Annotated in this window: 30 protein-coding genes and 1 tRNA gene; 23 read left to right on the forward strand and 8 right to left on the reverse strand. The window is 63.5% G+C overall.

Annotated elements, in window-relative coordinates; all coding sequences use genetic code 11:
* Nucleotides 1-94 precede the first annotated feature (94 nt).
* From EJ071_RS24235 to EJ071_RS24295, 11 genes are all read left to right on the forward strand, one after another.
* Nucleotides 95-688, forward strand: a complete 594-nt coding sequence (locus EJ071_RS24235) for a hypothetical protein (protein WP_245459961.1) — start codon at nucleotides 95-97, stop codon at nucleotides 686-688.
* Between the two features lie 112 nt (nucleotides 689-800).
* Nucleotides 801-1,280 (forward strand): transcriptional regulator NrdR, encoded by a 480-nt coding sequence (nrdR, locus tag EJ071_RS24240; RefSeq protein ID WP_059184872.1) that lies wholly within the window; start codon nucleotides 801-803, stop codon nucleotides 1,278-1,280.
* 2 nt (nucleotides 1,281-1,282) lie between these two features.
* Complete coding sequence (ribD, locus tag EJ071_RS24245) at nucleotides 1,283-2,410, forward strand: bifunctional diaminohydroxyphosphoribosylaminopyrimidine deaminase/5-amino-6-(5-phosphoribosylamino)uracil reductase RibD (protein WP_189521201.1); 1,128 nt, start codon at nucleotides 1,283-1,285, stop codon at nucleotides 2,408-2,410.
* Nucleotides 2,411-2,471: 61 nt separating this feature from the next.
* Complete coding sequence (locus EJ071_RS24250; protein ID WP_126100124.1) at nucleotides 2,472-3,089, forward strand: riboflavin synthase; 618 nt, start codon at nucleotides 2,472-2,474, stop codon at nucleotides 3,087-3,089.
* A gap of 232 nt (nucleotides 3,090-3,321) precedes the next feature.
* The gene (ribH, locus tag EJ071_RS24260; RefSeq protein ID WP_126100125.1) at nucleotides 3,322-3,816 is read left to right on the forward strand and encodes a 6,7-dimethyl-8-ribityllumazine synthase; all 495 of its coding nucleotides are present in this window, start codon (nucleotides 3,322-3,324) and stop codon (nucleotides 3,814-3,816) included.
* Nucleotides 3,813-4,313, forward strand: a complete 501-nt coding sequence (nusB, locus tag EJ071_RS24265; RefSeq protein ID WP_126100126.1) for a transcription antitermination factor NusB — start codon at nucleotides 3,813-3,815, stop codon at nucleotides 4,311-4,313. The genes ribH and nusB overlap by 4 nt, the downstream gene beginning before the upstream one ends.
* On the forward strand, nucleotides 4,310-5,530 hold the full coding sequence (locus tag EJ071_RS24270) for an MFS transporter (RefSeq protein ID WP_126100127.1): 1,221 nt from the start codon (nucleotides 4,310-4,312) through the stop codon (nucleotides 5,528-5,530). Before nusB ends, EJ071_RS24270 begins: the two co-directional genes overlap by 4 nt.
* Nucleotides 5,531-5,689: 159 nt before the next feature.
* A complete protein-coding gene (locus EJ071_RS24275; protein ID WP_126100128.1) occupies nucleotides 5,690-6,601 on the forward strand; it encodes an ABC transporter substrate-binding protein in 912 nt (303 codons plus the stop codon).
* Between the two features lie 214 nt (nucleotides 6,602-6,815).
* On the forward strand, nucleotides 6,816-7,979 hold the full coding sequence (locus EJ071_RS24285) for an ABC transporter permease (protein ID WP_126100130.1): 1,164 nt from the start codon (nucleotides 6,816-6,818) through the stop codon (nucleotides 7,977-7,979).
* Nucleotides 7,976-8,911 (forward strand): ABC transporter ATP-binding protein, encoded by a 936-nt coding sequence (locus EJ071_RS24290; protein ID WP_126100131.1) that lies wholly within the window; start codon nucleotides 7,976-7,978, stop codon nucleotides 8,909-8,911. The genes EJ071_RS24285 and EJ071_RS24290 overlap by 4 nt, the downstream gene beginning before the upstream one ends.
* Nucleotides 8,908-9,657, forward strand: a complete 750-nt coding sequence (locus EJ071_RS24295) for an ABC transporter permease (protein ID WP_126100132.1) — start codon at nucleotides 8,908-8,910, stop codon at nucleotides 9,655-9,657. Before EJ071_RS24290 ends, EJ071_RS24295 begins: the two co-directional genes overlap by 4 nt.
* A 22-nt stretch (nucleotides 9,658-9,679) precedes the next feature.
* Here the strand turns inward: EJ071_RS24295 and EJ071_RS39600 are convergent, their stop codons facing one another.
* On the reverse strand, nucleotides 9,680-9,910 hold the full coding sequence (locus EJ071_RS39600) for a hypothetical protein (protein ID WP_245459962.1): 231 nt from the start codon (nucleotides 9,908-9,910) through the stop codon (nucleotides 9,680-9,682).
* A gap of 79 nt (nucleotides 9,911-9,989) precedes the next feature.
* Between EJ071_RS39600 and EJ071_RS24305 the strand changes: the two genes are divergently transcribed.
* Nucleotides 9,990-10,490: a DUF2165 domain-containing protein gene (locus EJ071_RS24305; RefSeq protein WP_126100134.1), complete on the forward strand. Its 501-nt coding sequence runs from the start codon at nucleotides 9,990-9,992 to the stop codon at nucleotides 10,488-10,490.
* A 230-nt stretch (nucleotides 10,491-10,720) separates the two neighbouring features.
* A complete protein-coding gene (locus EJ071_RS24310) occupies nucleotides 10,721-12,862 on the forward strand; it encodes a sodium-translocating pyrophosphatase (protein ID WP_126100135.1) in 2,142 nt (713 codons plus the stop codon).
* 103 nt (nucleotides 12,863-12,965) lie between these two features.
* On the opposite strand, the gene EJ071_RS24315 is transcribed toward EJ071_RS24310, so the two are convergent.
* The gene (locus EJ071_RS24315) at nucleotides 12,966-13,487 is read right to left on the reverse strand and encodes an outer membrane protein assembly factor BamE (protein WP_126100136.1); all 522 of its coding nucleotides are present in this window, start codon (nucleotides 13,485-13,487) and stop codon (nucleotides 12,966-12,968) included.
* A 117-nt stretch (nucleotides 13,488-13,604) separates the two neighbouring features.
* Here EJ071_RS24315 and EJ071_RS24320 point away from each other — a divergent pair, with 117 nt between their 5' ends.
* The 7 genes from EJ071_RS24320 to EJ071_RS24350 all read left to right on the forward strand — a co-directional run bounded on the left by EJ071_RS24320 (nucleotide 13,605) and on the right by EJ071_RS24350 (nucleotide 18,388).
* Nucleotides 13,605-14,147: a ubiquinol-cytochrome C chaperone family protein gene (locus EJ071_RS24320; RefSeq protein ID WP_126100137.1), complete on the forward strand. Its 543-nt coding sequence runs from the start codon at nucleotides 13,605-13,607 to the stop codon at nucleotides 14,145-14,147.
* 11 nt (nucleotides 14,148-14,158) lie between these two features.
* Nucleotides 14,159-14,707 carry a DUF177 domain-containing protein gene (locus EJ071_RS24325; RefSeq protein ID WP_126100138.1) on the forward strand — a complete coding sequence of 183 codons (549 nt, stop codon included), beginning with the start codon at nucleotides 14,159-14,161 and terminating at the stop codon, nucleotides 14,705-14,707.
* A gap of 130 nt (nucleotides 14,708-14,837) precedes the next feature.
* A complete protein-coding gene (gene plsX / locus EJ071_RS24330; RefSeq protein ID WP_126100139.1) occupies nucleotides 14,838-15,908 on the forward strand; it encodes a phosphate acyltransferase PlsX in 1,071 nt (356 codons plus the stop codon).
* Between the two features lie 9 nt (nucleotides 15,909-15,917).
* A complete protein-coding gene (locus EJ071_RS24335; protein WP_126100140.1) occupies nucleotides 15,918-16,889 on the forward strand; it encodes a beta-ketoacyl-ACP synthase III in 972 nt (323 codons plus the stop codon).
* Nucleotides 16,890-16,979: 90 nt separating this feature from the next.
* Nucleotides 16,980-17,315, forward strand: a complete 336-nt coding sequence (locus EJ071_RS24340; RefSeq protein ID WP_126102709.1) for an integration host factor subunit alpha — start codon at nucleotides 16,980-16,982, stop codon at nucleotides 17,313-17,315.
* A 131-nt stretch (nucleotides 17,316-17,446) separates the two neighbouring features.
* Nucleotides 17,447-17,986, forward strand: coding sequence for a MerR family transcriptional regulator (locus EJ071_RS24345; protein WP_126100141.1), 540 nt, complete (start codon nucleotides 17,447-17,449; stop codon nucleotides 17,984-17,986).
* Nucleotides 17,987-18,091: 105 nt separating this feature from the next.
* On the forward strand, nucleotides 18,092-18,388 hold the full coding sequence (locus tag EJ071_RS24350) for a DUF883 family protein (protein WP_126100142.1): 297 nt from the start codon (nucleotides 18,092-18,094) through the stop codon (nucleotides 18,386-18,388).
* Between the two features lie 150 nt (nucleotides 18,389-18,538).
* On the opposite strand, the gene EJ071_RS24355 is transcribed toward EJ071_RS24350, so the two are convergent.
* The 3 genes from EJ071_RS24355 to EJ071_RS24365 form a co-directional block, all read right to left on the reverse strand.
* Complete coding sequence (locus EJ071_RS24355) at nucleotides 18,539-18,799, reverse strand: hypothetical protein (RefSeq protein WP_126100143.1); 261 nt, start codon at nucleotides 18,797-18,799, stop codon at nucleotides 18,539-18,541.
* 510 nt (nucleotides 18,800-19,309) lie between these two features.
* Nucleotides 19,310-19,504 (reverse strand): hypothetical protein, encoded by a 195-nt coding sequence (locus tag EJ071_RS24360; RefSeq protein WP_126100144.1) that lies wholly within the window; start codon nucleotides 19,502-19,504, stop codon nucleotides 19,310-19,312.
* A gap of 240 nt (nucleotides 19,505-19,744) precedes the next feature.
* Nucleotides 19,745-20,344, reverse strand: a complete 600-nt coding sequence (locus EJ071_RS24365) for a hypothetical protein (protein ID WP_126100145.1) — start codon at nucleotides 20,342-20,344, stop codon at nucleotides 19,745-19,747.
* A 298-nt stretch (nucleotides 20,345-20,642) separates the two neighbouring features.
* Between EJ071_RS24365 and EJ071_RS24370 the strand changes: the two genes are divergently transcribed.
* The 3 genes from EJ071_RS24370 to EJ071_RS24380 all read left to right on the forward strand — a co-directional run bounded on the left by EJ071_RS24370 (nucleotide 20,643) and on the right by EJ071_RS24380 (nucleotide 22,165).
* Nucleotides 20,643-20,909 (forward strand): helix-turn-helix transcriptional regulator, encoded by a 267-nt coding sequence (locus EJ071_RS24370; protein ID WP_126100146.1) that lies wholly within the window; start codon nucleotides 20,643-20,645, stop codon nucleotides 20,907-20,909.
* Between the two features lie 173 nt (nucleotides 20,910-21,082).
* Nucleotides 21,083-21,541 carry a YbaK/EbsC family protein gene (locus EJ071_RS24375; RefSeq protein WP_126100147.1) on the forward strand — a complete coding sequence of 153 codons (459 nt, stop codon included), beginning with the start codon at nucleotides 21,083-21,085 and terminating at the stop codon, nucleotides 21,539-21,541.
* A 420-nt stretch (nucleotides 21,542-21,961) separates the two neighbouring features.
* Nucleotides 21,962-22,165: a hypothetical protein gene (locus tag EJ071_RS24380; protein ID WP_126100148.1), complete on the forward strand. Its 204-nt coding sequence runs from the start codon at nucleotides 21,962-21,964 to the stop codon at nucleotides 22,163-22,165.
* Nucleotides 22,166-22,661: 496 nt separating this feature from the next.
* On the opposite strand, the gene EJ071_RS24385 is transcribed toward EJ071_RS24380, so the two are convergent.
* The 3 genes from EJ071_RS24385 to EJ071_RS24395 all read right to left on the reverse strand — a co-directional run bounded on the left by EJ071_RS24385 (nucleotide 22,662) and on the right by EJ071_RS24395 (nucleotide 25,593).
* A tRNA-Pro gene (locus EJ071_RS24385) sits at nucleotides 22,662-22,738 on the reverse strand.
* A gap of 66 nt (nucleotides 22,739-22,804) precedes the next feature.
* The gene (locus EJ071_RS24390; protein ID WP_126100149.1) at nucleotides 22,805-24,061 is read right to left on the reverse strand and encodes an O-antigen ligase family protein; all 1,257 of its coding nucleotides are present in this window, start codon (nucleotides 24,059-24,061) and stop codon (nucleotides 22,805-22,807) included.
* Nucleotides 24,058-25,593: an undecaprenyl-phosphate glucose phosphotransferase gene (locus EJ071_RS24395; RefSeq protein WP_126100150.1), complete on the reverse strand. Its 1,536-nt coding sequence runs from the start codon at nucleotides 25,591-25,593 to the stop codon at nucleotides 24,058-24,060. The genes EJ071_RS24390 and EJ071_RS24395 overlap by 4 nt, the downstream gene beginning before the upstream one ends.
* Nucleotides 25,594-25,728: the final 135 nt, after the last annotated feature.

Raw genomic sequence — 25,728 nt, forward strand, 5'->3', positions numbered from 1 at the left:
TTGACCCTCTCTTGGTTGACGGGGCGTTGCGCGTCATCTTTTATCCTGCGCCGTGCGCCGCCTTGAACGGGCGGCGCGGCTTGTTGGAGACTTGATGATGCGCACTTTCCGTCTTGCCGCCCTGGCATTGCTTGGTTCGCTGGCCGGTTTCGCCGCGTCCGGCGCGGTTGCCCAGGAGCAGACGCAGCCGGATCCGAATTTGCCGGCCACCAGTACCTTCGGCAGGTGGACCACAATCATCGACACGCTCGATACCGGGCAGGATTCGCACAAGACCTGCGCAGCCTCCACGGCTTTCGTCGACGGCATCGGCAATGCGGGCACGCTGACACTGTCGATCTCGACAGGCGACGCCCTGCCGCCCGATGCCTATCCCGCCATCATGATCAGCGTCGACAACAAGGATCTGCCGACCGGCAAGAAGATCGCGGCGACCTTCGGCGATCCCGGCATAAAGGTTTCCGCGACGGTCTATTCCAATAATGGCGTCAATGGCCGACCCAGCTGGTTGGTCGACAACCAGGCCAAGACCAGTCTCGCCCTGCTGCGCGCGATGCGCAAAGTCACCTCGCTCGATGTCGTCTTCGGCAAGCAGACCGTCGCGAGCATCCCGATGGACGGCTTCACCAAGGCCTATCGCAATCTCGGCGCATCCTGTGGTTTCGCGACCAAGGATGTTGCGCCCTGACACTGACGGCGGCTGGGGCAGGGCGCTGGCAATCTTGCTCGCGTCTCGCTATCTCTGAGGCACAAAAGGCTCTAAGCCTTTCGCCCACAGAATCGCGAACCCAAGGCTCTCCATGCGCTGTCCCTATTGCCAGTCCGAAGATACGCAGGTGAAGGATTCGCGCCCCGCCGAGGACGGCGCGGCGATCCGCAGGCGCCGCGTCTGTCCGGATTGCGGCGGCCGCTTCACCACCTTCGAGCGCGTGCAGTTGCGCGACCTCGTCGTCATCAAGAAGTCCGGCCGCAAGGTGCCGTTCGATCGCGACAAGCTCTTGCGCTCCGTCGAGATCGCCGTGCGCAAGCGCAATGTCGATCCCGAGCGCATCGACCGCGCGGTGACCGGCATCGTGCGCCAGCTCGAAAGCTCCGGCGAGACGGAAGTGGCGTCTGGCGAGGTCGGCCGGCTGGTCATGGAAGCGCTGAAGTCGCTCGACGACGTCGCCTATGTCCGCTTCGCCTCCGTCTACCGCAATTTCCGCGAGGCCAAGGATTTCCATGAGCTGCTGGGCGAGCTGAAGGGCGACGAGGAAAAGACCGAAGAGGACGCCGGCTGACCATGGCGAAACCTCAATTGAGCGAGGCCGGGCAGGCGACCCTTGACCGCCGTTACATGGCCGCGGCCATCAGGCTCTCGCGCCGCAATGCCGGCCGCACCTCGACCAACCCCTCGGTCGGCACCATCGTCGTGCGCGACGACGGCGCCGGCCCGATGATCGTCGGCACCGGCGTGACGGCTGTCGGCGGCCGCCCGCACGCCGAGACCGAGGCGCTGGCCGAAGCCGGCGAGCTCGCGCGTGGTGCTACGGCTTACGTTACTCTCGAACCCTGCGCCCATCATGGCCGCACCCCGCCTTGCGCCAACGCGCTGGTCAATGCCGGCATTGCGCGCGTCGTTGGCGCGGCGAGCGATCCCGATCCGCGCGTCTCCGGCAAGGGCTACGCCATTCTGCGTGCCGCCGGCGTCGAGGTGGTGGAGAAGGTGCTTGCTGCCGAAGCCGCCGAGCAGATGGCCGGCTATTTGACTCGATCTTTGAAAAAACGCCCCGAAGTGACCCTGAAGCTTGCGCTTTCGAGCGACGGCAAGATCGGCCGGAAGGGCGCCGGACAGGTCGCGATAACCGGCGAGCTCGCGCGGCGTGAAGTCTATCTGATGCGTGCCGAAGCGGACGCCGTCCTGGTCGGCATCGGCACGGCGCTGGAGGACGACCCGGCGCTGACCGTGCGCCTGCCGGGATTGGAGAACCGCTCGCCGGCGCGCATCATCCTCGATCGCCAGATCCGGCTGCCGGAGGCGTCGAAGCTGGTATCCGGCGTCGACCGCGTGCCACTCTATGTCGCCGCCTGCCTCGAAGCCGACCCGCATCGGCGCGCGACCCTCGAACGCGCCGGCGTGCGCTTCATCGGCACGGAAACCTATTCAGGCGAAGTGGCCCTGCCGGAATTACTGGAGGATCTGGCCGCGCTCGGCATGGCGAGCGTGCTGGTCGAAGGTGGTGCCAAGGTAGCCAAGGCCTTCCTGGAAGAAGACCTGGTCGACCGCATCATCCTGTTTCAGGGGCCGGACGCGATCGGCGAGGACGGCATTGCATCACCCATCGACGCTGACCATATCCCGCCAGGTTTCCGCAAATTGCGCGAGATGCGCTTCGGCGAAGACAGCTACGCCGAGTGGGTACGACTATGATCCCAAAAAATGGGAACCGGTTTTTGGATAAGATCATGGTCAAACTGAAAGACACGATCTGATGTTTACTGGAATTGTGACTGATGTGGGTACCGTTGCCTCGGTGAAACCTCTCAGCGAAGGCGTCGGCCTGCGCATCGACACGGCCTACGATCCAGAGACCATTGCAATCGGCGCTTCGATTTCCTGCGGCGGTGTCTGCCTGACGGTAACCGCGCTGCCCGAACATGGCACCAACGCCCGCTGGTTCGAGGTCGAGGCATGGGAGGAAGCGCTCAGACTCACCTCCGCCTCGAGTTGGAAATCCGGCACCAGGGTCAATCTCGAACGCGCGCTGAAGATCGGCGACGAGCTCGGCGGCCACATCGTCTCCGGTCATGTCGACGGCACGGCCGAGATCGTCGAACGCAAGGAGGAGGGTGACGCCGTGCGCTTCACGCTGGAGGCGCCACGGCATCTGGCGAAATTCATCGCGCCGAAAGGCTCGGTCGCGCTCGACGGCACCTCGCTCACCGTGAACAAGGTCGAGGGCACCCGCTTCGACGTGCTTCTGATCCAGCACTCGCTGAGCGTCACCACCTGGGGCGAACGCCAGGCCGGCGACCGCGTCAACATCGAGATCGACACCATGGCCCGATACGCCGCGCGCCTGGCGGAAGCGGCGAAAGAGGGGCTGTGATGGTTCAATTGGGAAACGGCAAGCTCGCCGACCGTCGACAGATGACCCTTGAGGCACTGGCGGATGTTGATGCCGGTCGAGTGATTGACCACCAGGAAGTCTTGGCTTGGGTCAACCGGACAAAGCGTGTAACGCCTCGACCCGAATAGATCACAGAACGTCGCGTGCAACATCTTCCGCTTGCGATCAATCCGGCTTCGGCCTAAGTCACCGGCAACCCCCGGAGACTTTTATGGCTGGCATATCCCAACACGGCAAAGCGTTCATTCGTCCGAAGGCGAAGGCGCATCTGCTTATTGTCGAGGCGCGTTTCCACGACGACCTCGCCGACGCGCTGCTCGAGGGCGCGACCGGCGCGCTGGACGACGCCGGCGCCACCTATGACGTCGTGACCGTTCCGGGCTCGCTCGAAATACCGGCCGTCATCACCTTCGCGCTGGATGGCGCCGCCGAAGGCGGCACGCATTATGACGGCTTCGTCGCGCTCGGCACCATCGTCCGCGGCGACACCTATCATTTTGACATCGTTGCCAATGAATCGAGCCGCGCTCTGATGGACCTCTCGGTGCAGGAAGCGATCGCGATCGGCAACGGCATCCTGACCACCGAGAACGATGCGCAGGCCTGGACGCGCGCCAGGCGCGCGGAAGGCGACAAGGGCGGTTTCGCCGCGCGTGCGGCGCTGACCATGATCGCGCTGAAAGAGAAATTCGGAGCACAATCGTGAGCGAACCTGCTTCGCCCGGCCAGCCGACTGTGCGCCACGCCAACAAGCGGGGTGCCGCACGCCTTGCCGCCGTCCAGGCGCTCTACCAGATGGATGTCGCCGGCAGCGGTGTCTTCGAAACAACTGCCGAGTATGAGACTTTCCGCCTCGGCAAGGAAGTTGACGGCGCGCTCTACCGCGAAGCGGACGCGCAATGGTTCCGCGCCATCCTCACCGGCGTCGTCGAGAACCAGAAGATCATCGATCCGGTCATCCGCCAGGCGCTGACCGAGGATTGGCCGCTGTCGCGGCTGGACTCGACGCTGCGCGCCATCCTGCGCGCTGGCGTCTATGAATTGATGAAGCGGGACGACGTGCCGGTGGCGGTGATCGTGTCGGAATATGTCGACATCGCCAAGGCCTTCTACGAGGAAGACGAACCGAAGCTGGTCAACGCCGTTCTCGACCGTGTCTCGCGCCGGGTGCGCGGCGAGGGTCGCGGCAAGGACGCATCGTGACCGCCACGGCAGTTGTCGCTGGCGTTGGCAGGGAAGCGCGCCGCACGGCGGTGCTGCTCGCTGCGGCGCAGGCGATCGTCGGTTCCGCCGCGCCGATCGCCATTTCGCTCGGAGCGCTTGCCGGACAATATTTGCTCGGGCCCGACAAATCGCTGGCGACGGCGCCGGTCACCGGCTTCAATCTCGGCGTGGCGCTCGGCGCGCTGCCTGCGGCCGCCGTCATCCGCCGGCTTGGCCATCGCGGCGGCTTCATGACCGGCACGGTCATCACCGCGCTCGGCGGCCTGATCGCGACGCTGGCGCTCTATCAGGCGAGCTTCTGGCTGTTCGCCGTCGGCCTCGGCGTGATCGGCGTCGGCGGCGCCTTCGTCCAGCAGTTCCGCTTCGCCGCCGCCGACAACGCGCCGCCTGAATTCAAGGCGCGCGCCATTTCCTTCGTGCTGGCGGGCGGTATCGTCACCGCTATCCTCGGACCGCAGATCGTCATCTATACCCGCGAGCTTCTGGCGCCGGTGATGTTTGCCGGGTCTTTTGCTTCGATCCTCGTGCTAGCGGCAGTCGGCGCCGTCGTCCTGTCCTTCCTGCACGCGACTGTGCCGGCGGGCAGGGTCGCGACAACCGAGCAAAGCGATGCCCGTCCGCTGGCCGAGATCGCCACTCAGCCGCGCTTCGTCGCGGCGCTGTTCTGCGCCGTCGGCAGCTACGCGCTGATGAGCTTCGTCATGACCGGTGCGCCGCTCGCCATGGTCGGCTGCGGGCTCTCGACCGACGACGCGACGCTCGGCATTTCCTGGCACGTCATGGCGATGTTCGGGCCGAGCTTCTTCACCGGTTCGCTGATCCACCGCTTTGGGGCCGAGCGCATCGTCGCCGTCGGGCTGGTCCTGCTCATCGGCTGTGCGGTGGTGGCGCTTTCAGGCCTTGCGCTATGGCAATTCTGGACGGCGCTGATCCTGCTCGGCCTCGGCTGGAATTTCAGCTTCATCGGCGCCACCGCCATGGTCGCCGCCGGCTACCATCCATCCGAAAAAGGCAAGGTTCAGGGCTTCCACGACTTCGTCCTGTTCGGCTCCGTCGCCTTCGCTTCGCTGATGTCGGGCGCGGTCTACAACGCCTGGGGCTGGACCATGCTGAATTGGCTGGTGTTTCCGGTTGTCGTGCTCTGCTTCCTGGCACTCGGTGCCTTGAAGCTGCCGGGCTTGCGCGCCGCCAACTGACATCACGCTGTCGGGACCCGGCGCTGCGCGTCATTCGCGTCGGGAACAAAATTATTGCACGCATCCCGCTAGTTATGAAACCGTGTGCCCCGACGGCGCGTTAACGCCATGCTCATATGCCGCCTCCGACCCATCGGTTCACAGCAAGGGATTTTCATAATGTTTTCAATCGGAAAGCTCGCCGTAGCAGCGATCGCGCTCGGCATCACCGCAGCTTCGGCACATGCCCAGGTGGTCGTCTCTTCGAAGATCGACACCGAGGGTGGTGTGCTCGGCAACATCATCCAGCTGGTCTTGAACGCCAACAACATCAAGACCACCGACCGCATCCAGCTGGGCGCCACGCCCGTGGTGCGCAAGGCCATCGCCGCCGGCGAGATCGACATCTATCCCGAATATACCGGCAACGCCGCCTTCTTCTTCCAAAAGGCGGACGATCCGGTGTGGAAGGATGCCGCCAAGGCCTTCGAGACCGCCAAGAAGCTCGACTATGATGCCAACAAGATCGTCTGGCTGTCGCCGTCGCCGGCCAACAACACCTGGGCGATCGCGCTGCGCAAGGAGGTGGCCGACGAGAACAAGCTCACCACCCTGTCGGACTTCGGCAAGTATGTCTCGGGCGGCGGCAAAGTGGTGCTCGCCGCTTCGGCCGAGTTCGTCAATTCGGCGGCGGCCCTGCCGGCTTTCCAGACCACTTACGGCTTCAAGCTGAAGCCGGACCAGTTGATCACGCTCTCGGGTGGCGATACGGCCGCGACCATCGCCGCCGCCGCCAACCAGACCAACGGCGCCAACGCCGCCATGGTCTACGGCACCGACGGCGGCATCCAGCCCTCCGGCCTCGTCGTGCTCCAGGACGACAAAAATGTGCAGCCCGTCTACCAGCCGGCGCCGATCATCCGCGAGCAGGTCTTGAAGGAACATCCAGAAATCGAGACGCTGCTGAAGCCCGTCTTCGCCAAGCTCGATCTCGCCACGTTGCAGCAGCTCAACGGCCGCGTGCAACTGGGTGGCGAGCCCGCGAAGGCGGTGGCGGAGGACTTTTTGAAGACGAACGGGCTTTTGAAGTAGTCAGCTCCCGCGCCGAAAAAGTGACGCCGGTGCGAGGCGCCCCCCTCTGTCCTGCCGGACATCTCCCCCTCAAGGGGGGAGATTGGCAGCTGCTGCGCCGTGCTTCGTTCTCCAGCATCCGGAGTTGGCGAAAGCGTTCGCGACATCTGATCTCCCCCCTTGAGGGGGAGAGGGCCGGCAGGCCAGAGGGGGGCGCCTCGCGCAACCGCTCTTCATGACCCTCCGCTTCGACAAGCTCGGCGTCGTCATCGCAGTGATCGTCACCTATGCCGCCTTCGTGGCGCCCTTCGCCACGTTCCGCGCCAACCGCATCGTGCCCGGACAGGCGCGCTCGATCCTCGAAGCGTTGCCGCCCACGCTTGGCGCGCTGCTGCTTGCGATTGTCATTGCCGGCGGCATTGTCGCGCTGCTGAGGACGTCGCTGATCCTGAGGCTCGTCGCCAGCATGATTGCGCTGGTTGCGCTCGCGATCCTGATCGGCACCGCCGGCGGTTTCCTGACGCCCGCCGGCAACACGTTCGCCCGCGTCGCGCCGGCCTCGGGTTTCTGGCTGCTGATCTTTGCTTTCACGCTGCTTCTGGCCGATGTGCTGACCAGGCTTAACCTTTCGCCCTGGGCGCGTGTCGGCGTCCTCATTGTCGCTGCGCTCGCGATCGGCGCGCTGCTGGTCTCGGGAAATTGGAACAGCCTTTCCATTCTCAAGGAATATGCCAGCCGCGCCGACAGTTTCTGGGCCGAAGGCTCCAAGCACATCACGCTGGCACTCGGCTCGCTGGCGGCAGCGGTGGTCGCCGGAGTTCCGCTTGGCATCCTCTGCCACCGCGTCGAGCCGCTGCGGGCAGGGGTGCTGAATGTGCTCAACATCATCCAGACCATTCCGTCGATCGCGCTGTTCGGCCTGCTGATCGCGCCGCTCGGCTGGGTTGCCGCGCATGTGCCGGGCGCAGGCGCTCTCGGCATCAGAGGCATCGGCACCGCGCCGGCCTTCGTTGCGCTCTTTCTCTATTCGCTGCTGCCTGTCGTGGCCAACACCGTGGTCGGGCTTGCCGGCGTGCCGCGCGCCGCCAACGATGCCGCGCGAGGCATGGGCATGACCGATCGCCAGCGCCTGTTCGATGTCGAGTTCCCGCTCGCTTTTCCGGTGATCCTGACCGGCATCCGCATCGTGCTGGTGCAGAACATCGGACTGGCCACGATCGCGGCGCTGATCGGCGGCGGCGGTTTCGGCGTGTTCGTCTTCCAGGGCATCGGCCAGACGGCGATGGACCTTGTGCTGCTCGGCGCGGTGCCCACAGTGGCGTTGGCCTTTGCCGCGGCCATCATCCTCGACGCAGTCATCGAAATGACCTCCACCACGCGCAGGGCGGACCCCGCATGATCGAGATCGAAGGCATCACCAAGCGCTATAACGGAACGGCCGTCGTCGACGAGGTGTCGATGGTCATCGAACCGCGCACCATCGCCGTCATTGTCGGCACTTCCGGCTCGGGCAAGACGACGCTGCTCCGGATGATCAACCGGCTGGTCGAGCCGACGTCCGGCGTGATCAAGCTCGACGGCGCCGACAACCGCTCGCTGCCCGGCTACCAGCTGCGCCGCAGCATCGGCTACGCCATCCAGGGCCATGGCCTGTTTCCGCATCGCACGGTGGCGCAAAACATCGCCACAGTGCCGCTGCTGCTCGGCTGGGACAAGGACCGCATCAAGGCACGCGTCGAAGAATTGATGATGCTCTACCAGCTCGACCCGCAGGCCTATGGTCCGCGCTATCCGCATGAGCTTTCCGGCGGCCAGCAGCAGCGCGTCGGCGTTGCCCGCGCGCTCGCCGCCGAGCCCAATGTGCTTCTGATGGACGAGCCCTTCGGCGCGCTCGACCCGATCATCCGCACCAAGGCGCAAGAAGACCTGCTGGCAATCCAGAAGCGTTTCGGCACCACCGTCATCCTTGTCACCCACGACATGGAGGAGGCAGTGCATATGGGCGACAAGATCGCCGTCATGGATGCCGGCAAGGTGCTGCAATACGCCAAACCGGCGGAGATCCTGGCGAGGCCCGCTAATGGCTTCGTCGAAACCCTGGTCGGCTCCAGCGAGCGGCCGTTCCGGCTCTTGTCGCTTGGCCGCGCGCGCGATGCCGTGGAGCCCGGCGGCGCCGAAGGCGAGGCGATTCCGGGCGACGCCAGCCAGCGCGATGCATTGGCCGAGCTCTTATGGACGGGCCGTCCGGCGCTGCCGGTGAAGGACGCCGACGGCAAGCCGCTCGGGCGCGTCACCGTGGAAGGGCTGGTGAAGCGCGCGAGGCCGGCATGAAGGCCTGGCTGCCCGCGCTGTTGAGGCTGGCGCTTCTGGTGCTGCTGGTAATTTTCATCGCCAGTCCCGGCTGGTTCGAGCCACTGCTCCGACCGCTGACCGAGAACGGCGCGCCGGCGATCTACAACCAGGGCAGCCTGCTGACGCTGACATTGCTGCATCTGAGGACTGTGCTCGCCGCCACGGTGGCAGCGACGATCGTCGCCGTCGCGCTCGCCATCCTTGTCACCCGGCCCGCCGGCGCCGAGTTCCTGCCGCTATCGCGCAGCCTGGTCAATATCGGCCAGACCTTTCCGCCGGTCGCGGTGCTGGCGCTTGCCGTGCCGGCGGTCGGCTTCGGCGAGAAGCCGACGCTGATCGCGCTCTTTCTCTATGGGCTGCTGCCGATCTTCGAGAACGCGCTGACCGCGCTCACCACGCTGCCAGGCAACGTCATGGAGGCGGCGCGCGGCGCCGGCATGACCGGCTGGCAAAGGCTGATGAAGGTCGAGCTGCCGCTGAGCGCCCCGGTGATCCTCGGCGGCATACGGCTCTCCGTGGTCATCAGCCTCGCCACCGCCACCATCGGCTCGACGGTGGCTGCCAAGACGCTGGGCGAGGTGATCATCGCCGGCCTGATCTCGAACAATCTTGCCTTCGTGCTGCAGGGCGGCCTGATCGTCGCGGCGCTTGCGGTGCTGATCTATGACGGCCTGTCGGCAATCGAGCGCTACGCCGCGCGCCGGATGGGGCGGGAAGCGGAGTAGAGGGGGCGCACTGGGTCCAACGTCAGCTCGAACGGGCAGGGTGGTCCAGCGTCAGTTCGAGCATCGAGCCACCTCGCGTGCCGATGATCCAGCGGCGACGAATGACAGCGAAGTCGTGCCGGGCGCCGGCAGTCTCCAGTGAAACAAGATCGCCGACGGCGCAATCGCTGCCGAGATCGAGCGTTTCGACCAGTCCGGCGATTTCTTGCTTGCTGGCATAATGTTTCGCGCTGGCAGTGAGCGTGACCGACACTGAGCCCCCAGTTGCGCGATCTTCGGGACTCGGCGATTGATCTTCCCGATGCCCCGATCTTTCAGCAGGAGTTCTTGCCATGACCTTGCGTCTCTCCAAGATCGTCATGTGTCTGTGTCTCGCGGCGTTCGCCTTTCTGGTCGCTTTCGGCAACATCACCGATTACGGCTCAAACTTCGCCTTTGTCCAGCATGTGCTGAGCATGGACACCACCTTTCCGGGCAACGCGCTGATGTACCGCTCGATCACCAACCCGGCGCTGTGGACAGCCGGCTACTGGCTGATCATCCTCGGCGAGGCGTTGACATGCCTGCTCTATCTCGCCGCCGCCTGGAGCCTTTGGCGGGCGCGCAAGGCGAGCGCGCAGGACTTCAACGACGCCAAGAAATTTACCGTCATCGCCGCCACGATGGGTTTCCTGATCTGGTATTTCGGCTTCATGGTCGTAGGCGGCGAATGGTTCGCCATGTGGCAGTCGAGCATCTGGAACGGCCAGCAGAAGGCGTTCATGTTCTACATGACCATGCTCGCTGTGCTGATTTTCGTCATCCAGCCCGACGGCGATTTGCGCAAGGGCTGAACTACGCCACGTCATTTCAATCGATCTAAAAGGACGGTGGCGGCTAGCGGTGAATCGCCATCCTCGTCTTTTGGGCGAAAGCCGGGCAAAAACCGAACAATATCTTGACGTTCCGAGCCCTGTTTCGCATACACCGCAGCCAAGGGGTGGATTCCGTGCGCGGCATTCATTCCCGTTCCAACGGCCCAGGGAGGGGTTCTTTTGGGCCATCAATCGAGGAAAATCCGGCAATGACCATCATTACCGCCGTCATCGCCTGCGGCTTGCTGTCAGTTCTATACGCCATCTGGGCGACACGTTCGGTCCTTGCGTCCGATCAGGGCAACCAGCGCATGCAGGAAATCTCCGCCGCCATCCGCGAAGGCGCCCAAGCCTATCTGGCGCGCCAATACACCACCATCGCCGTCGTCGGCATCGTCGTGCTTCTGCTTGCCTGGTGGCTGCTGTCCATCACATCCGCGATCGGCTTCCTGATCGGCGCCGTGCTCTCGGGCACTGCCGGCTTCATCGGCATGCATGTCTCGGTCCGCGCCAATGTGCGCACCGCGCAGGCCGCGTCGAACAGCCTCGCCGCCGGCCTCGACATCGCCTTCAAGTCCGGCGCCATCACCGGCCTGCTGGTCGCGGGCCTGGCGCTGCTCGGCGTCTCGATCTATTACTTCATTCTGACCGGCCCGATGGGCCTGCAGCCCAATGACCGCGTCGTCATCGACTCGCTGGTCTCGCTCGGCTTCGGCGCTTCGCTGATCTCGATCTTCGCCCGTCTCGGCGGCGGCATCTTCACCAAGGGCGCCGACGTCGGCGGCGATCTTGTCGGGAAGGTCGAAGCCGGCATTCCGGAAGACGATCCGCGCAACCCGGCCACCATTGCCGACAATGTCGGCGACAATGTCGGTGACTGCGCCGGCATGGCCGCCGACCTGTTCGAAACCTATGCGGTGACCGTCGTCGCCACCATGGTTTTGGCCTCCATCTTCTTCGGCGGCACTGCCGTTCTAGGTGCGGCGATGCTCTATCCGCTCGCCATCTGCGGTGCCTGCATCCTGACCTCCATCGTCGGCACCTTCTTCGTCAAGCTTGGGTCCAACGGCTCGATCATGGGCGCGCTCTACAAGGGCCTCATCGTCACCGGCCTGCTGTCCATCGTCGGCCTGGCCGCTGCCACTTCGGCGACGCTGGGTTGGGGTGAGATCGGCAATGTCGGCGGCATCGCCATCACCGGCAAGAACCTGTTCATCTGCGGCCTGATCGGCCTCTTGGTGACCGGACTCATTGTGGTGATCACCGAATACTACACCGGCACTAACAAGCGCCCGGTGAATTCGATCGCCCAGGCTTCGGTGACCGGCCACGGCACCAACGTCATCCAGGGCCTCGCGGTCTCGCTGGAATCGACGGCGCTTCCAGCGCTCGTCATCGTCGGCGGCATCATCGCCACCTATCAGCTCGGCGGCCTCTTCGGCACGGCGATCGCCGTCACCACCATGCTCGGCCTGGCCGGCATGATTGTGGCGCTCGACGCCTTCGGTCCGGTCACCGACAATGCCGGCGGCATCGCCGAAATGTCCGGTCTGCCCAAGGAAGTGCGGCATTCGACAGACGCGCTCGACGCCGTCGGCAACACCACCAAGGCGGTGACCAAGGGCTATGCCATCGGCTCCGCCGGCCTGGGCGCGCTGGTGCTGTTCGCGGCCTACTCGAACGATCTGAAGTTCTTTGCCGCAAATGGCGACAAATATCCCTACTTCCAGGGCATGGGCGAGGTCTCCTTCGACCTCTCCAATCCCTATGTCGTCGCTGGCCTGATCTTCGGCGGCCTGATCCCGTATCTGTTCGGCGGCATCGCCATGACCGCCGTCGGCCGCGCCGCCGGCTCGATCGTCGAGGAGGTTCGCAAGCAGTTCCGCGAAGACAAGGGCATCATGGCCGGTACGTCGAAGCCGAACTATGCGCGCGCCGTCGACCTTCTCACCAGGGCCGCGATCCGCGAGATGATCATTCCGTCGCTGCTGCCGGTGCTGGCGCCGCTGGTCGTCTATTTCGGCGTGTTCTTGATCTCGGGATCGAAAGCCTCGGCCTTCGCCGCGCTCGGCGCCTCGCTGCTCGGCGTCATCGTCAACGGCCTCTTCGTCGCTATCTCGATGACTTCCGGCGGCGGCGCTTGGGACAACGCCAAGAAGTCGTTCGAGGACGGCTTTACTGACAAGGGCGGCGTCAAGCATCTGAAGGGCTCCGAGGCGCACAAGGCATCGGTGACCGGCGACACCGTCGGCGATCCCTACAAGGACACCGCCGGCCCGGCCGTCAACCCGGCGATCAAGATCACCAACATCGTCGCTCTGCTGTTGCTTGCCGTGCTCGCGCACGGCTGAACACGGCACGCATCGCTCAAAAGGCAAAAACCCGCGGGATCGCTCCCGCGGGTTTTTCATTGCCTGAGATGTTGAAGCTTCCGAAGAGAACGCCGAAAGAAGATCAGGTGCCGGGCGTGCCGCCGCCCGGGATACCGGGCGCCAGCTTGCTGGCGCCGTTGATGATCTGGCTGAGGAAGTTCTGGTCCTTGCCGCCCGTCGGCGTCGTCCTCGAGATGAAGTCGAAGATCTTGCCGTCCTTCAGACCGTAATTGGCGATCTGGGTGACGCGGCCGTCGGCGCCGAAATAGACCGCCAGCACGTGCTGGTCGACCAGCCGCGGCTTGTCGAAAGCGACATAGCGCTTGCGTGTCTGCGATATGTAGTAAAACGCCTCGTTGTCGAAGGTCGCCGTCGTCGACGGCGTGCCCAGCGCCAGAAGCACCTGCTCGCGGCTTGAGCCGACCGGCACCGAGTCGATCGCCGCCTGGTCGATGACATAGCCCTGCGTCAGCGTCTCGCTCGGGCTGAGATCGCCGATCATCTTGGATGAATTGCAGGCAGAAAGTGCGGACACCGCCACCAGCAGAGAAGCTACGCCCGCCGGCAGGGGCGTAAGAAACGACTTGAATTTCAGCGCACCCAACAACAATTCTCCATCACATCCCCGCAACTTGCGCTGGGCCGCAAAACCGGTAAACCAGCTTGCATGCCGATGCAACAAGGCCAAATCAAACACAAGGTCCCCGGGAGACCACCCTCAATGTTCCAGCGCCTTTTTGGCCGCGAACGTCATGCCAACCGCGCCATCACCGAGGCGCTCTACGCACAAATCGTGGCGGCGGCGCGGCAAACCGTGTTTTATTCCGACTGGAATGTGCCGGATACGCCGCTCGGCCGCTTCGAGATGCTGGCGCTGCATATGTTCCTGTTCCAGCACCGGCTGCGCGGGGAGGGCGGTGCGGCAACTGAGATCGGGCAGGTGCTGATCGACGAGTTCTTCCTCGATGTCGACCATTCGCTGAGGGAACTCGGCATCAGCGACGTCGGCGTGCCGAAGCGCATGAAGAAGCTGGCAAAGATGTTTTATGGCCGCACCGCGGCTTATGACGACGCCTTGCGGGACGACGACCGCGCCGCCCTTAGCATGGCACTTGCCCGTAACGTCAGGCCCGATGCCGGCGAGTGGATCGAGGCGCCGCTGCTGGCGGGCTATGTTTCCTCAGCGTCCCGGCAGCTTGCCGCGCAGCCGACCGAATCGATCGCGGCCGGCACCGTGGCGTTTCCGGTCGCCGGAGCCGTGTGAAGGAGGCGAGAATGAAACACGCCGAACCGCAGAGCCCCGTATCTTTCGTCGCCAACGTCGCCCGCCTGCCGCAAAAGGGCCTGCCGGTTGTGATCGCGGCCGACGAACGCCAGCGCGCGGCCCTTGCCGCCGAATACGACCTGCTGTCGGTCGAGAGCTACCGCGCCGAACTCCTGGTGGCGTCCTGGAAACGCAACGGCGTCAAGGTCAGCGGTCGCGTCGAAGCCGACATCACCCAGGCCTGCATCGTCACCCTCGATCCGGTCGCGGCCCATATCGACGAGCCCGTCGAGGCGCTGTTCTTGCCGGAGCAGTCGAAGCTCGGGCGCGAAGGGTTCGAAAGCGGCGGCGAGATCGTTCTCGATGCCGACGGACCGGACAGTCCCGAAACTTTTTCCGGCGACACCATCGATGTCGGTGCGCTCGCCGAGCAATTTTTCGGCCTGGCGATCGATCCTTATCCGCGCAAGCCCGGAGCCTCGCTCGATGCCGAGGGCGACGATCAGCCTGAGGAAAGCGAATTCCAGAAAAAGCTGCGTTCGCTGCTCGGAAAATCCTGAAGGCGGCTGGGATTTTGGAAAAGTTGGTTGTGCGGCTGCCCAAAACCGCTATTTTCGCCGGACCTTCGCGAGCCCCCTTACCTCGGCAGGCGCACGCCGCCAGCCAGGCAAACCGTGAGAAAAACACCGCGTGATCAGGATTTCCATCGATGCCATGGGCGGCGATCACGGACCAGGCGTCGTCATCCCGGCGCTGATGACGGTCGCCATCCGCCGCCCTGACATCCGCTTCGTCATCTATGGCCGCGAGGACGCTGTGCGTCCCGAACTGGCCAAGTTTCCCAAACTGGCCGAGGTCAGCGAGTTCGTCCATTGCGAGATCGCGGTCCGGATGGACGACAAACCGAGCCAGGCGCTGCGCCACGGCCGCTGGAAGTCGTCGATGTGGAAGGCGGTCGAGGCGGTGAAGAACGGCGCCGCGCAGGCCTGCATCTCGGCCGGCAACACCGGCGCGCTGATGGCGATGTCGAAATTCTGCCTGCGCACCATGGCCACCATCGACCGCCCGGCGATCGCAGCGCTTTGGCCGACGACCCGCGGCGAGAGCGTGGTGCTCGACGTCGGCGCGACCATCGGCGCGGATGCGCATCAGCTCGTCGATTTCGCCATCCTCGGCACCGGCATGGCGCGTTCGGTGTTCGGCATCGAGCGGCCGAGCGTCGGCCTGCTCAATGTCGGCGTCGAGGAGATCAAGGGCCAGGAAGAGGTCAAGGACGCCGGGCGCATGCTGCGCGAGGCCAACATGGCCTCGATGAACTATCGCGGCTTCGTCGAGGGCGACGACATCGGCAAGGGCACGGTCGATGTGGTCGTCACCGAAGGCTTTGCCGGCAACATCGCGCTCAAGACCGCCGAGGGCACGGCAAAGCAGATCGCCGGCTATTTGCGCGCCGCCATGAGCCGCACGCTGATGGCCAAGATCGGTTATGTCTTCGCCAAGGGCGCTTTCGACCGGCTGCGCGAGAAGATGGATGTCGGCCGCTCCAATGGCGGCGTCTTCCTGGGCTTGAACGGCATCGTCGTGAAGAGCCACGGCGGCGCCGATTCGGACGGCTTCGCGGCGGCGATCGAGCTCGGCTACGACATGGTGCGCAACAATCTGCTTGACCGGATCGAGGCCGATCTCGATCTGTTCCATGCGCGCAACCCGAATGCCCAGGCAAACAGGAAATCCGGCGTCGCCGTCGACGCCGAGGAATAGGAACGAACCTTGATCAGATCAATCGTGCGCGGCAACGGTGCCGCGCTGCCCCGCCGCATCATGAAGAATGCCGACTTCGAAGGCATGGTCGAGACCTCCGACGAGTGGATCGTGCAGCGCACCGGCATTCGCCAGCGCCACGTCGCTGCCGATGACGAGACGACGGCCTCGCTGGGCGAGGCCGCGGGGCGCGCCGCGCTCGACAGCGCCGGTCTGACGCCTGCCGACATCGACCTGATCGTGCTGGCGACGTCGACGCCCAACAACACGTTTCCCGCGACCGCGGTGGATATCCAGAACCGGCTCGGCATGCATCATGGCTTTGCCTTCGACATGCAGGCCGTGTGTTCCGGCTTCGTCTACGCGGTTGCGACCGCCGACCTCTATATCCGCGGCGGCCTGGCAAAGCGCGTGCTGGTGATCGGCTCGGAAACCTTCTCGCGCATCCTCGACTGGAGCGACCGCTCGACTTGCGTGCTTTTCGGTGACGGCGCCGGGGCCGTTGTGCTCGAAGCAGCGCAGGGGACGGGCGGCATCGCCGATCGCGGCGTGCTGGCGGCCAGCTTGCGCTCGGATGGCGTCCACAAGGAGAAGCTCTTCGTCGACGGCGGCCCATCGACGACGGGCACGGTCGGCCATCTCAAGATGGAAGGCCGTGAGGTGTTCAAGCACGCGGTCGGCATGATCACCGACGTCATCGAGGCAACCTTTGCGCAGGCTGGCATCACGGCGCAAGACCTCGACTGGTTCGTGCCGCATCAGGCCAATAAACGGATTATTGACGCTTCCGCCAAGAAGCTCGGGATTGCCGAACAGAAAGTGGTGGTCACCGTCGATTTGCACGGTAACACCTCGGCTGCCTCCGTGCCGCTCGCTTTGTCGGTGGCCGTCGCCGATGGCCGCATCAAGAAGGGCGACCTGGTTCTGCTCGAGGCGATGGGCGGAGGTTTCACCTGGGGCGCGGTGTTGCTCCGCTGGTAAGTGCCGAACGCGCGGGTTCGGTCCTTGACCTTGCCGGATCAATTACTTAGGCTCTGCCGCTGGCTGTATCGATTTACGTTTTTTGAGCTGATGGGACGGTTGCATGGGGGAAAGACACTTACGCGTGCCGACCTTGCCGAAGCCGTTTATCGCAAGGTTGGTTTGTCGCGAACTGAATCGGCCGAGCTCGTCGAGGCCGTGCTGGATGAAATTTGCGAGGCCATCGTTCGCGGTGAAACGGTGAAGCTGTCGTCCTTCGCAACCTTCCATGTCCGCTCCAAGAATGAGCGCATCGGTCGCAATCCGAAGACCGGCGAGGAAGTGCCGATCCTGCCGCGCCGGGTGATGACCTTCAAGTCGTCGAACGTGCTGAAGAACCGCATCCTGCGCTCGCACCAGAACAGCAAGGCCAAGGGCGGCAAATAGCGCACCGGCAAATACGGTTGAAAAACCGCCGTCAGCTTTGACGCCGGGCTTGAATATTGTTTCATAAATCGCTGAAATAAGACCCGATTCGGCATAAATGCCGGGTCGTCGTCCAGCGTGAGGATTCGTCCATGGACAAGAGCCCCGATGCCTTCCGCACCATCAGCGAAGTCGCGGAAGATCTTGACCTGCCGCAGCATGTGCTGCGTTTTTGGGAGACGCGCTTCAACCAGATCAAGCCGATGAAGCGTGGTGGCGGCCGCCGCTATTACCGGCCGCAGGATGTCGAACTGATCAAGGGCATCCGGCACATGCTCTACGATCAGGGCTACACGATCAAGGGCGTGCAGAAGCTGCTGCGCGAGAACGGCAACCATTTCCTGGTCGCCATCGGCAATGGCGACATGGCCGCGGTCGAGGCGATCGCGCAACGCCGGCAGGCCGATCAGGTGCCGCTGACCGCGGCCGCCCAGCCGCGCGGCGACGAGGATGCGCTTGTCGGCCAGCCCAAGGTGAAGCCCAGCCGCCGTTTCTTCGGCCTCGCCAAAAGCGACGACGAAGGTCCCGTGCAGCCGGACTCCTCGAAATTGTCGCGCGACAACCGGGCTTTGCTGCAGGAAGCGCTCTTTGACCTCCTGGAGTGCAAACGGCTGCTCGACCAGGTGCGTTGAGCTTCGGTCGCCGGCCCTGCGACCTGAGCGGTCAGCGTCTCTGAAGGTCGGAACTGCCATCGCGCCCACGCGTTAGGCCTTCTCTGCGAAGGAAGGATACCTGGCATGGCGTTGTTTGCGACCGATCGTGATCTGGACAAGCAGTTTGCGGCGCTCTCACGGCAGTTCGACGATCTCAGGAAAGCCCTCGCCAAACGCGGCGACGCCTATTACGAGGACGGCCGAGAGGCGGCGTCCGACTATTATTCGCGACTCGCCGAACGCCTCCATGAGACGCTGCCGGCAATCAGGCGCAGGGGCAGGGCGATCGAGCGCACCGCGCGCGATCATCCGGCCACCGCGGCAGCGGTAGGGTTGGTTGTGGTCGGGCTGCTTGCCAGCCTTCTCGTCAGCCGGCGCTGACTTTCACCCGACTGCGAAATAGAAATGGCGGCCGTTCGCGACGACCGCCATTTCCGCGCCACGAGAGCGGTTTCCCGTCCGGAATTGCATCTAAGCAAAGAGATACAGCCCATCCGCATTTCATCGAGGTGGAACAGGCTCCAGCCTCGATCAGTTGGCGAGCTTGAGCCGGGTCTTCGGGTCGACCTTCATGACCTGGCTGCACTTGCCGTAGACGGTGCCGTTCTTGTCGGTGGCGTCGGTGTAGGTGCCCTTGCAGTCGAGCTGCAGCACCAGACAGGAGCCCGAGCCCTTGCAGACCGCGCCGCCGTCGCCCGTCGGATGCGTGCCGGCGAAAGCTGGGGCCGAAACCGAGCCGAAAGCCGAGACGACGAGGGCGGCGGCGAGCGCGACACGCTTGAAGTTGGTCATTGAGCATTTCCTTCCATTGGTTGTTGGGATCGCCTTCCTGGCATCCCGGTGGGTTGAGGAGCGCCTTCATGGCGCCCATGACCGCTTGGTGCCGCGTCCAATGGGAAAGGTTCACATCCCATGCGATTTTTTCGCCGGGCAGATGTGCGCGTTGTTTTGGAAGGTGTCAGACGTCGGATTCGCTTGCAGCCCGGGCTGTGCTTCTGGCCAGCAGCGCCTCGGCGTAGAGGCACCCCGATGCCGCGGCGCGGCCGTCTGAGATAGGTGGATTGGTAGAGGCGCCGGTGATGCTCGATCGGCAGCATAAACCGCTGCGGACTCAAAGCCAGCCGGTCGCGCATACCGGTGCGGGCAAGAGGTCGAGATTGCAACGAAGAGGGTCGAACGCGACTGTGCGTTTGATGGGCAGTTGACGCCAAAGCTGGTGGGCTTGGCCTGCAAAGCGGAAATCCGATGGGAAGGCCGCGCCCGGTCAACATAGGCCGGCCTTCCCATCGGAGGAGAAAAGGATCAGGCCTTCTTCGCAACGACCTTGTGGTGGTGGCGATGATGATGGTGGCGGTGGTGGTGCCGGTGATGATGCTTGCGGTGATGATGGTGATGCTTCTTCATCGGAGCCGCGTCGGCGCTGGTCGTGCCGAGGATCGGCATCGTGAACGCCAGGGCCAGAGCCAGCCCGAGCGCGGACAGGAGGGACTTCTTCATGACTTCGTTTCCTTTTTACGCGGGCGTTCGGAGATTCACCGGACCAAATCGGTGACCCAAGCCTCGCGATCGGGACTATCCTCCTGGATTTTTTCGACAATTTTTCCCAACTGTAGATTCTTGTTTCTGGATTGTTTCCGGCTGAACTCCGACGGCGCCGCGCGTCCGAAGGGACGCGCAGCGGGCGTTGCGGCACCATGATCTTTTGAAACCTGCCGGCCGGTACGCCGGCCTCTTCGCTCACATCGGCGGGGCGATGCCATGATTGCCGACCACAACGCGGCGCGAGACGAGCTTGCCGTTGCTGCCGCGCTCGGCGCTGACGAACACCGTCATGCCCGGCTTGAGATCCGCCGGCTTGGCGGTCGCGAATTTCACGATCGGCGTCGATTGCGGGATGGCGATCTCTTTCTTCTGGCCATTGCTATAGGTGAGCGTCACGGTTCGTCCGTTGATCTCGGTCACGTCGGCGACGGTGCCGTTGGTCATCCGGCTGTTGGGCTGCAAATCCCAATCGCGATCGCCTTCTCCGGTGCCCTTCAATGCGGCGGGGAAGATCACGACTTCCAGCGCGCCGCTGCCGCCGTCGGCCTTGGATACCGATGCGATGCCGAGGAAATCGCCCTGCTTGATATCGGCGGCCGACGCCTTGGCGACGCCGGAGATCATCCAGTCGGGAGCAAGGGTGACCGTATCGGTCTTGCCGTCGTGGGCTTTTACCGTCAGCGCCGTTCCGGCGTGGTCGACCACCGTGCCCCGCACGCGCACGCTCTCGGCCTGCGCGGAAACGGCAAAACCTGAAATCGTGCCGAGCACGATCGCGAATAACTTCAGTTTCATGGCATCCGATCCTTCCAAAAGGGTTTGACGCCGCCCGCCGTCGACCAGTGACAGAGACTTAACGAACTGGAGCGGGCAAAATGCCGGCGGGTCCGGCCTTCAGCGCTTCAAAAGAACTTGATTGCGCGTCGCACCATCTTACATGTTGCTAGCCTGAGCCTCGGCCCCCGGGACCGGTTCACGATGGCGTGACGGCCGCAACGGTCCCTCTTGGCAAATCAATCGTTAACGGCCATTCTCCCGCCCGTCTCAGGCAACGCCACATTTCATCTGTCTTGTTTCATCCCAAGGAGTTGCCATGCCCAACACCGCACGAAACGCTGTTTCCAACAACATCATTGCCGCGAACGGCCTCAATCCGCTGAAGGCCGTGCGCGAAACGAGGGGATATACGATCGAGGAGCTTTCCTTGACCTGCGGCTTGGCCGTGGGCGAGATTGTCGACATCGAGGACGGCAAGGACGCCGATCCCGCCAAGCTCAGGCGTATCGCTTCCGCACTCCAGGTGCCGGAAGAGGAATTGATCATGGTGCCGACCGAAGAGAATCGGCCCACACAGCAATAGAGACGCAAGAAGCGTCCGCATGAAGAGCCCGCCACGGCTTCGCCTTGGCGGGCTTTTTTTCGCCTTCGACGCATGGTTCCTGGCTCTTGCCAAAAGCCGTGGCGCCATGTGCCAATCCCGGCCGGTGCCGCGATTCGACGGCACCAGCTAATACGTCTGACGAGGTTTCGCTCATGAGCCTGGAATCGGTCCGCGCCTTCTTTGCCGAATATGCGCCCGACATCGAGGTTCTGGTCACCGACGCGAGCTCTGCGACCGTGGCGCTGGCGGCGGAGGCTCATGGCGTGATGCCCGCGCAGATCGCCAAGACCATCTGCCTGCGCGTCGGCGATGAAACCATGCTGGTCGTGACCAGCGGCACCGCCAGGCTCGACAACCGCAAGTGCAAGGACAGGCTCGGCGGCAAGCCGCGCATGCTCGACGGGGAGCAGGTGCTTGCCGCGACCAGCCATCCGCCCGGCGGCGTCTGCCCCTTCGGCCTGCCGGCGCCGCTGCCGGTCTATTGCGACGTGACGCTGAGAGCGTTCGATGAGGTTGTTCCCGCCGCCGGCGCCACCAACGCCGCCGTGCGCATCGCGCCGCAACGAATGGCCGATCTGGTCGGTGCCGTATGGGTCGATGTCTGCCAGTAGGAGAACTGCGATCTCTCTCCTGGTCGCTCGTCACGGATCCAGAGAGCTTAGCGACTGCCGGTGATCACCCAGGAAGCGCTGCACCAAGAATGTTTCGTTGCAGGGCGGTGCTATATATCCCGTCATTCGCAAATCGATCCCACAGAGCGAAACAACTAGAGAGCGCGGCCATAGCTAGAATCATGCGCATCGAAACCTCCGCCACAAGCGCCTGAAAGCCGCGCAGGCTACGGCCGCCTCAAAATGCAAGCTATTGCTAATATAGTAGGTGAACGCGATTGGACTCCTCTTTGCGCCTACGGCAAATAGATGAGCCCGCGTCATCCAATCGATGATGAAGCCCCGTCACGGCCCGATGCTACTTAAGAGGCGGCAACCCGGTTTTGCGGCCCAAGAAGCCAGTGGCTTTAGGGGTTAGATATGAGCAAGACCACTCTCGTTGCTATCGCTATCCTCGCGATCAGCATCGGCTATGCCGAAGCCAAGGATCGTAAGGTCCCGCCGGTTTGCACCGCGTCAAGTTCACTCATCGAGGTCCTGGATGGCAGGTGTTTTCTCGTCAAAGGTTCGATGATCTATGGCGATATCGCCGATCTTTCGCAGATAATCCACTTGGGCTGGTAGCCAGGGGCACCTTGGCGCTTAGACGCTAATCTTCCTCAGCCTATGCCAGCACCGCCACCATTCTCGGGAATGAATTCCATACCGGCGGCCGAGGCGGGCACGTAGTTTCGGAGCCGCAAATGACCAGTGGATGGTCATATGATCTATTTGTCTGACCTCCCCGCGAGCCCCGGCGTTCTTGTCTCTGTGGCAGAAAAGTCACGCAACTCGAATATGCGGCGCTTCAACTGCTGCGCGCTTATTATCCAGCCAGGCGAGGCGTACCCTCGTCAGATGGGCAAGGGGACGCCCCTGGCCGCGCGCGTTCATTTCCTCCCGAACTAGCGCCCGCTGCGAAAACGTGGCGGGCGTTTTCTTATTCCGCGATGGCGAGCCCGATGCCGCAAATTCCCGGAGGCTTCGGGTTCCGGGTTTTTGTCACCCAGAACCTCCCCAGGGTGGATTTTTCAGCGATTTCGGGACGTCGGACTTTGGGGGTAAGTCCTTGATTTTATGATGGTCGGAGTGGCCGGATTCGAACCGACGACCCCTTGACCCCCAGTCAAGTGCGCTACCGGGCTGCGCTACACTCCGGACCGGGTGGCGATGTATCGTGATAACCCCGTGCCGGTCAACCGAATTCGGCGGCTATCTTGCCGATCATATTGCAGGGACAGCAACGGGCCGCGCCAGCCGCAATTCCTTCTGATGCCGGTACTCCAGCGCGATCGCGCCCCAGATCAGACCGAGCAGCAGGTAGAGATGGCGCCAGTGGTCGATGTCGATGAAGGTGCCAAGCCCGATATTGCCGAGATAGGCGACATAGGCGCAAAGCAGGTAGGGCTGCCAGGGCCGGTCGCGCAGGAGGATGCGGAAGCCGGCACGGATCGTCCATAGGGTCAGCGTCAGGAACGAGACGAAGCCCAGCCAGCCATAGTCCATCAGCGCCTTCAGCCAGATGTCGTGCGTGTCCTCGCCATAGATCGTGCCGAAAACCAGCGGGCCGATGCCGAACGGGTGCTCCAGCGCCAGCTGGAAGCCGATCGTGTAGCGGGCGAAGCGGCCTAACCGCGCCGTGTCGTAGCTCTGCTCGAGCTGCGCGCGCTGCGTGAACATGTCCGACACGCCGGGCAGCTGCAGGATGACGAGGATGGCGATGACCAGTAACGCCAACGCGGCGATCGTCATCACCACGACCCTCAGCCGGAACATGCCGCTGGCGCTCTGCAGGAAGAGGCAAGCGGTGAGCAGCACCGCCGACACCGCGAACATACCCCAGGCGCCGCGCGAGAAGGAGAAGAAGATGCCGGCGGTGATAATCAGCAGCGGCACCGCAAGCAGCGGCATGCGCGACACCGGGCCGGTGAGCAGCAGGTAGAGCAGGTAGGTGCCGGGCAATACCAGGAACGGCCCGAACACGTTCGGATCCTGGAAAGCGCCGGCGGCGCGGTCGTATTTGGTGAACATCTCCGCGCCCGGAAAGGCATGGAAATAGCCGGCGATGCCAAGCAGCGAGGTCGCGACGGCCGAGACCACATAGGCGACGAAGATCAGCCGGTAGAGGTCGGGCTGGACCGATGTCACCGAGGCGAAGAAAACCGCGCTGAAGGCGAGAAACAGCGAGACCGCAAGATAGAGCGGCGTGTTGGCGAGATCCGCCATTTGCGTCATTGCGATCATGCCGCCGATGTTCATCGCCACGAGCAGCAACAGCAGCGGCACTATCGCTCGCGATATTTTCAGTCCGAACAGCGCCCAGACGGCGATCAGCCCGGCCATGTAGAGCTCGTAAGGCGCGGGCTCGCTGATGACGAAGCCGGAAAGCAGGATGCCGACGGCGATCGCTGCCGACGAAATCAGCGCGATCAGCTTGGCGTTGACCGCCGACGCTGGCAGTTCATGTGCGACCGCGCTCAATAGGCGTTTTCCGTGTTGAGCAGGCGGACCGGCGTCAGGAAAAGGATGCGCAGGTCGAACAGCATCGACCAGTTCTCGATGTAATAGAGATCGTATTCGGTGCGCATGCGGATCTTTTCATTGGTGTCCATCTCGCCGCGCCAGCCATTGATCTGCGCCCAGCCGGTAACGCCGGGCTTGACCTTGTGGCGGGCGAAATAGCCGTCGACCACCTCGTTGTAGAGCAAATTGTGCGACTGCGCGGCGATCGCATGCGGGCGAGGCCCGACCAGCGACAGCGAACCGAACAGCGAGTTGAAGAACTGCGGCAGCTCGTCGATCGAGGTCTTGCGGATGAAGCGGCCGACGCGGGTGACGCGCGGATCGTTCTTGGTCACCGTCTGCTTGGCCGTCGGATCCGATTTGTCGGTATACATCGAGCGGAACTTGTAGACCTCGATGATCTCGTTGTTGAAGCCGTGCCGCTTCTGCTTGAACAGCACAGGGCCCTTGCTGTCGAGCTTGATGGCGAACGCGGTGGCGAGCATCACCGGCGAGAAGAGGACGATGCCGACGAGCGAGAAGATGATGTCGAAGCTGCGCTTGGCGACCGAATCCCAGTCGTTGATCGGCTTGTCGAAAATGTCGAGCATCGGCACGGAGCCGATATAGGAATAGGCGCGCGGCCGGAACTGCAGCGCGTTGGAATGCGCCGAGAGCCGGATGTCGACCGGCAGCACCCAGAGCTTCTTCAGAAGCTGCAGCACGCGCGATTCGGCCGTCAGCGGCAGCGACACGATCAGCATGTCGATGCGCGCTATGCGGGCGAATTCGATCAGTTCAGAGATCGTGCCGAGCTTCGGGTAGCCGGCAACGATCGGCGGCGAGCGCTTGTCGCCGCGGTCGTCGAAGATGCCGCAGATACGGATGTCATTGTAGGGCTGTTTTTCGACCGACCGGATCAGCATTTCGGCCGACTTGCCGCCGCCGACAATGACGGCGCGGCGCTCCATCCGGCCGTCGCGCGCCCAGCGCCTGATCAGCCTGGACATCACCAGTCTCAGGCCGAAGATGAGCACGAAGCCGACCACGAACCAGGTGCCGAACAGCAGGCGCGAATAGTCCTCCGAGGCCTTCATGGCGAAGGCCGTGAGCGCCATCAGCGCGAAGGTGCCGGCCCAGACGAGCAGTACGCGGCCGAAATTGGCGAGGGGGCGCATCAGCGCCGCGATCTGGTAGCTGTCGGTGACGTCGAGCAGCACCACCGCCAGGAACGAAGAAGCCGCGATGGTCAGCGGATATTGCCAGACGAGATAGTTGAAGAAGCCGACAAAATAGAAATAGAGGCCGAGTCCCGAAAGGAACAGCACCGCGAATTCGACCATGCGCAGCACGCCGCTGACCATGATCGGCGACATCGTATCGCGCCGATACTGGGAAGCGACCTGGCGCGCGACATCATTGATGCCGCTGGGCGCTTCGCCCTCGGCCGGGCCGTCGAATTTGCGCACCGCATCCATGGAAAAGCGGCGCGCGGGATCGATCTCGTTCATGGGATTGTCCGCAAGCTACGCAAAAGTGGATAGCAAAAGAGAGCTAAGAAAGCCTTGAAACAACCGGCGGTTTTGAATGCGTATTGTTGCCTGTGAGGACTGACGTTCTTCTCATGGCGCAAGAAAATTAGTAAA

This window comes from Mesorhizobium sp. M1B.F.Ca.ET.045.04.1.1 (assembly GCF_003952465.1).
In the GTDB taxonomy this organism is placed as follows: Bacteria; Pseudomonadota; Alphaproteobacteria; order Rhizobiales; family Rhizobiaceae; genus Mesorhizobium; species Mesorhizobium shonense.

Bases quoted from the DNA above. Each gene is read 5' to 3' on its own strand.
- EJ071_RS24235 (WP_245459961.1), top strand. From the start codon at position 95: ATGATGCGCACTTTCCGTCTTGCCGCCCTGGCATTGCTTGGTTCGCTG.
- nrdR (WP_059184872.1), top strand. From the start codon at position 801: ATGCGCTGTCCCTATTGCCAGTCCGAAGATACGCAGGTGAAGGATTCG.
- ribD (WP_189521201.1), top strand. From the start codon at position 1,283: ATGGCGAAACCTCAATTGAGCGAGGCCGGGCAGGCGACCCTTGACCGC.
- EJ071_RS24250 (WP_126100124.1), top strand. From the start codon at position 2,472: ATGTTTACTGGAATTGTGACTGATGTGGGTACCGTTGCCTCGGTGAAA.
- ribH (WP_126100125.1), top strand. From the start codon at position 3,322: ATGGCTGGCATATCCCAACACGGCAAAGCGTTCATTCGTCCGAAGGCG.
- EJ071_RS24275 (WP_126100128.1), top strand. From the start codon at position 5,690: ATGTTTTCAATCGGAAAGCTCGCCGTAGCAGCGATCGCGCTCGGCATC.
- EJ071_RS24285 (WP_126100130.1), top strand. From the start codon at position 6,816: ATGACCCTCCGCTTCGACAAGCTCGGCGTCGTCATCGCAGTGATCGTC.
- EJ071_RS24290 (WP_126100131.1), top strand. From the start codon at position 7,976: ATGATCGAGATCGAAGGCATCACCAAGCGCTATAACGGAACGGCCGTC.
- EJ071_RS24295 (WP_126100132.1), top strand. From the start codon at position 8,908: ATGAAGGCCTGGCTGCCCGCGCTGTTGAGGCTGGCGCTTCTGGTGCTG.
- EJ071_RS24305 (WP_126100134.1), top strand. From the start codon at position 9,990: ATGACCTTGCGTCTCTCCAAGATCGTCATGTGTCTGTGTCTCGCGGCG.
- EJ071_RS24310 (WP_126100135.1), top strand. From the start codon at position 10,721: ATGACCATCATTACCGCCGTCATCGCCTGCGGCTTGCTGTCAGTTCTA.
- EJ071_RS24320 (WP_126100137.1), top strand. From the start codon at position 13,605: ATGTTCCAGCGCCTTTTTGGCCGCGAACGTCATGCCAACCGCGCCATC.
- EJ071_RS24325 (WP_126100138.1), top strand. From the start codon at position 14,159: ATGAAACACGCCGAACCGCAGAGCCCCGTATCTTTCGTCGCCAACGTC.
- EJ071_RS24340 (WP_126102709.1), top strand. From the start codon at position 16,980: ATGGGACGGTTGCATGGGGGAAAGACACTTACGCGTGCCGACCTTGCC.
- EJ071_RS24345 (WP_126100141.1), top strand. From the start codon at position 17,447: ATGGACAAGAGCCCCGATGCCTTCCGCACCATCAGCGAAGTCGCGGAA.
- EJ071_RS24350 (WP_126100142.1), top strand. From the start codon at position 18,092: ATGGCGTTGTTTGCGACCGATCGTGATCTGGACAAGCAGTTTGCGGCG.
- EJ071_RS24355 (WP_126100143.1), bottom strand. From the start codon at position 18,799: ATGACCAACTTCAAGCGTGTCGCGCTCGCCGCCGCCCTCGTCGTCTCG.
- EJ071_RS24360 (WP_126100144.1), bottom strand. From the start codon at position 19,504: ATGAAGAAGTCCCTCCTGTCCGCGCTCGGGCTGGCTCTGGCCCTGGCG.
- EJ071_RS24365 (WP_126100145.1), bottom strand. From the start codon at position 20,344: ATGAAACTGAAGTTATTCGCGATCGTGCTCGGCACGATTTCAGGTTTT.
- EJ071_RS24370 (WP_126100146.1), top strand. From the start codon at position 20,643: ATGCCCAACACCGCACGAAACGCTGTTTCCAACAACATCATTGCCGCG.
- EJ071_RS24375 (WP_126100147.1), top strand. From the start codon at position 21,083: ATGAGCCTGGAATCGGTCCGCGCCTTCTTTGCCGAATATGCGCCCGAC.
- EJ071_RS24380 (WP_126100148.1), top strand. From the start codon at position 21,962: ATGAGCAAGACCACTCTCGTTGCTATCGCTATCCTCGCGATCAGCATC.
- EJ071_RS24395 (WP_126100150.1), bottom strand. From the start codon at position 25,593: ATGAACGAGATCGATCCCGCGCGCCGCTTTTCCATGGATGCGGTGCGC.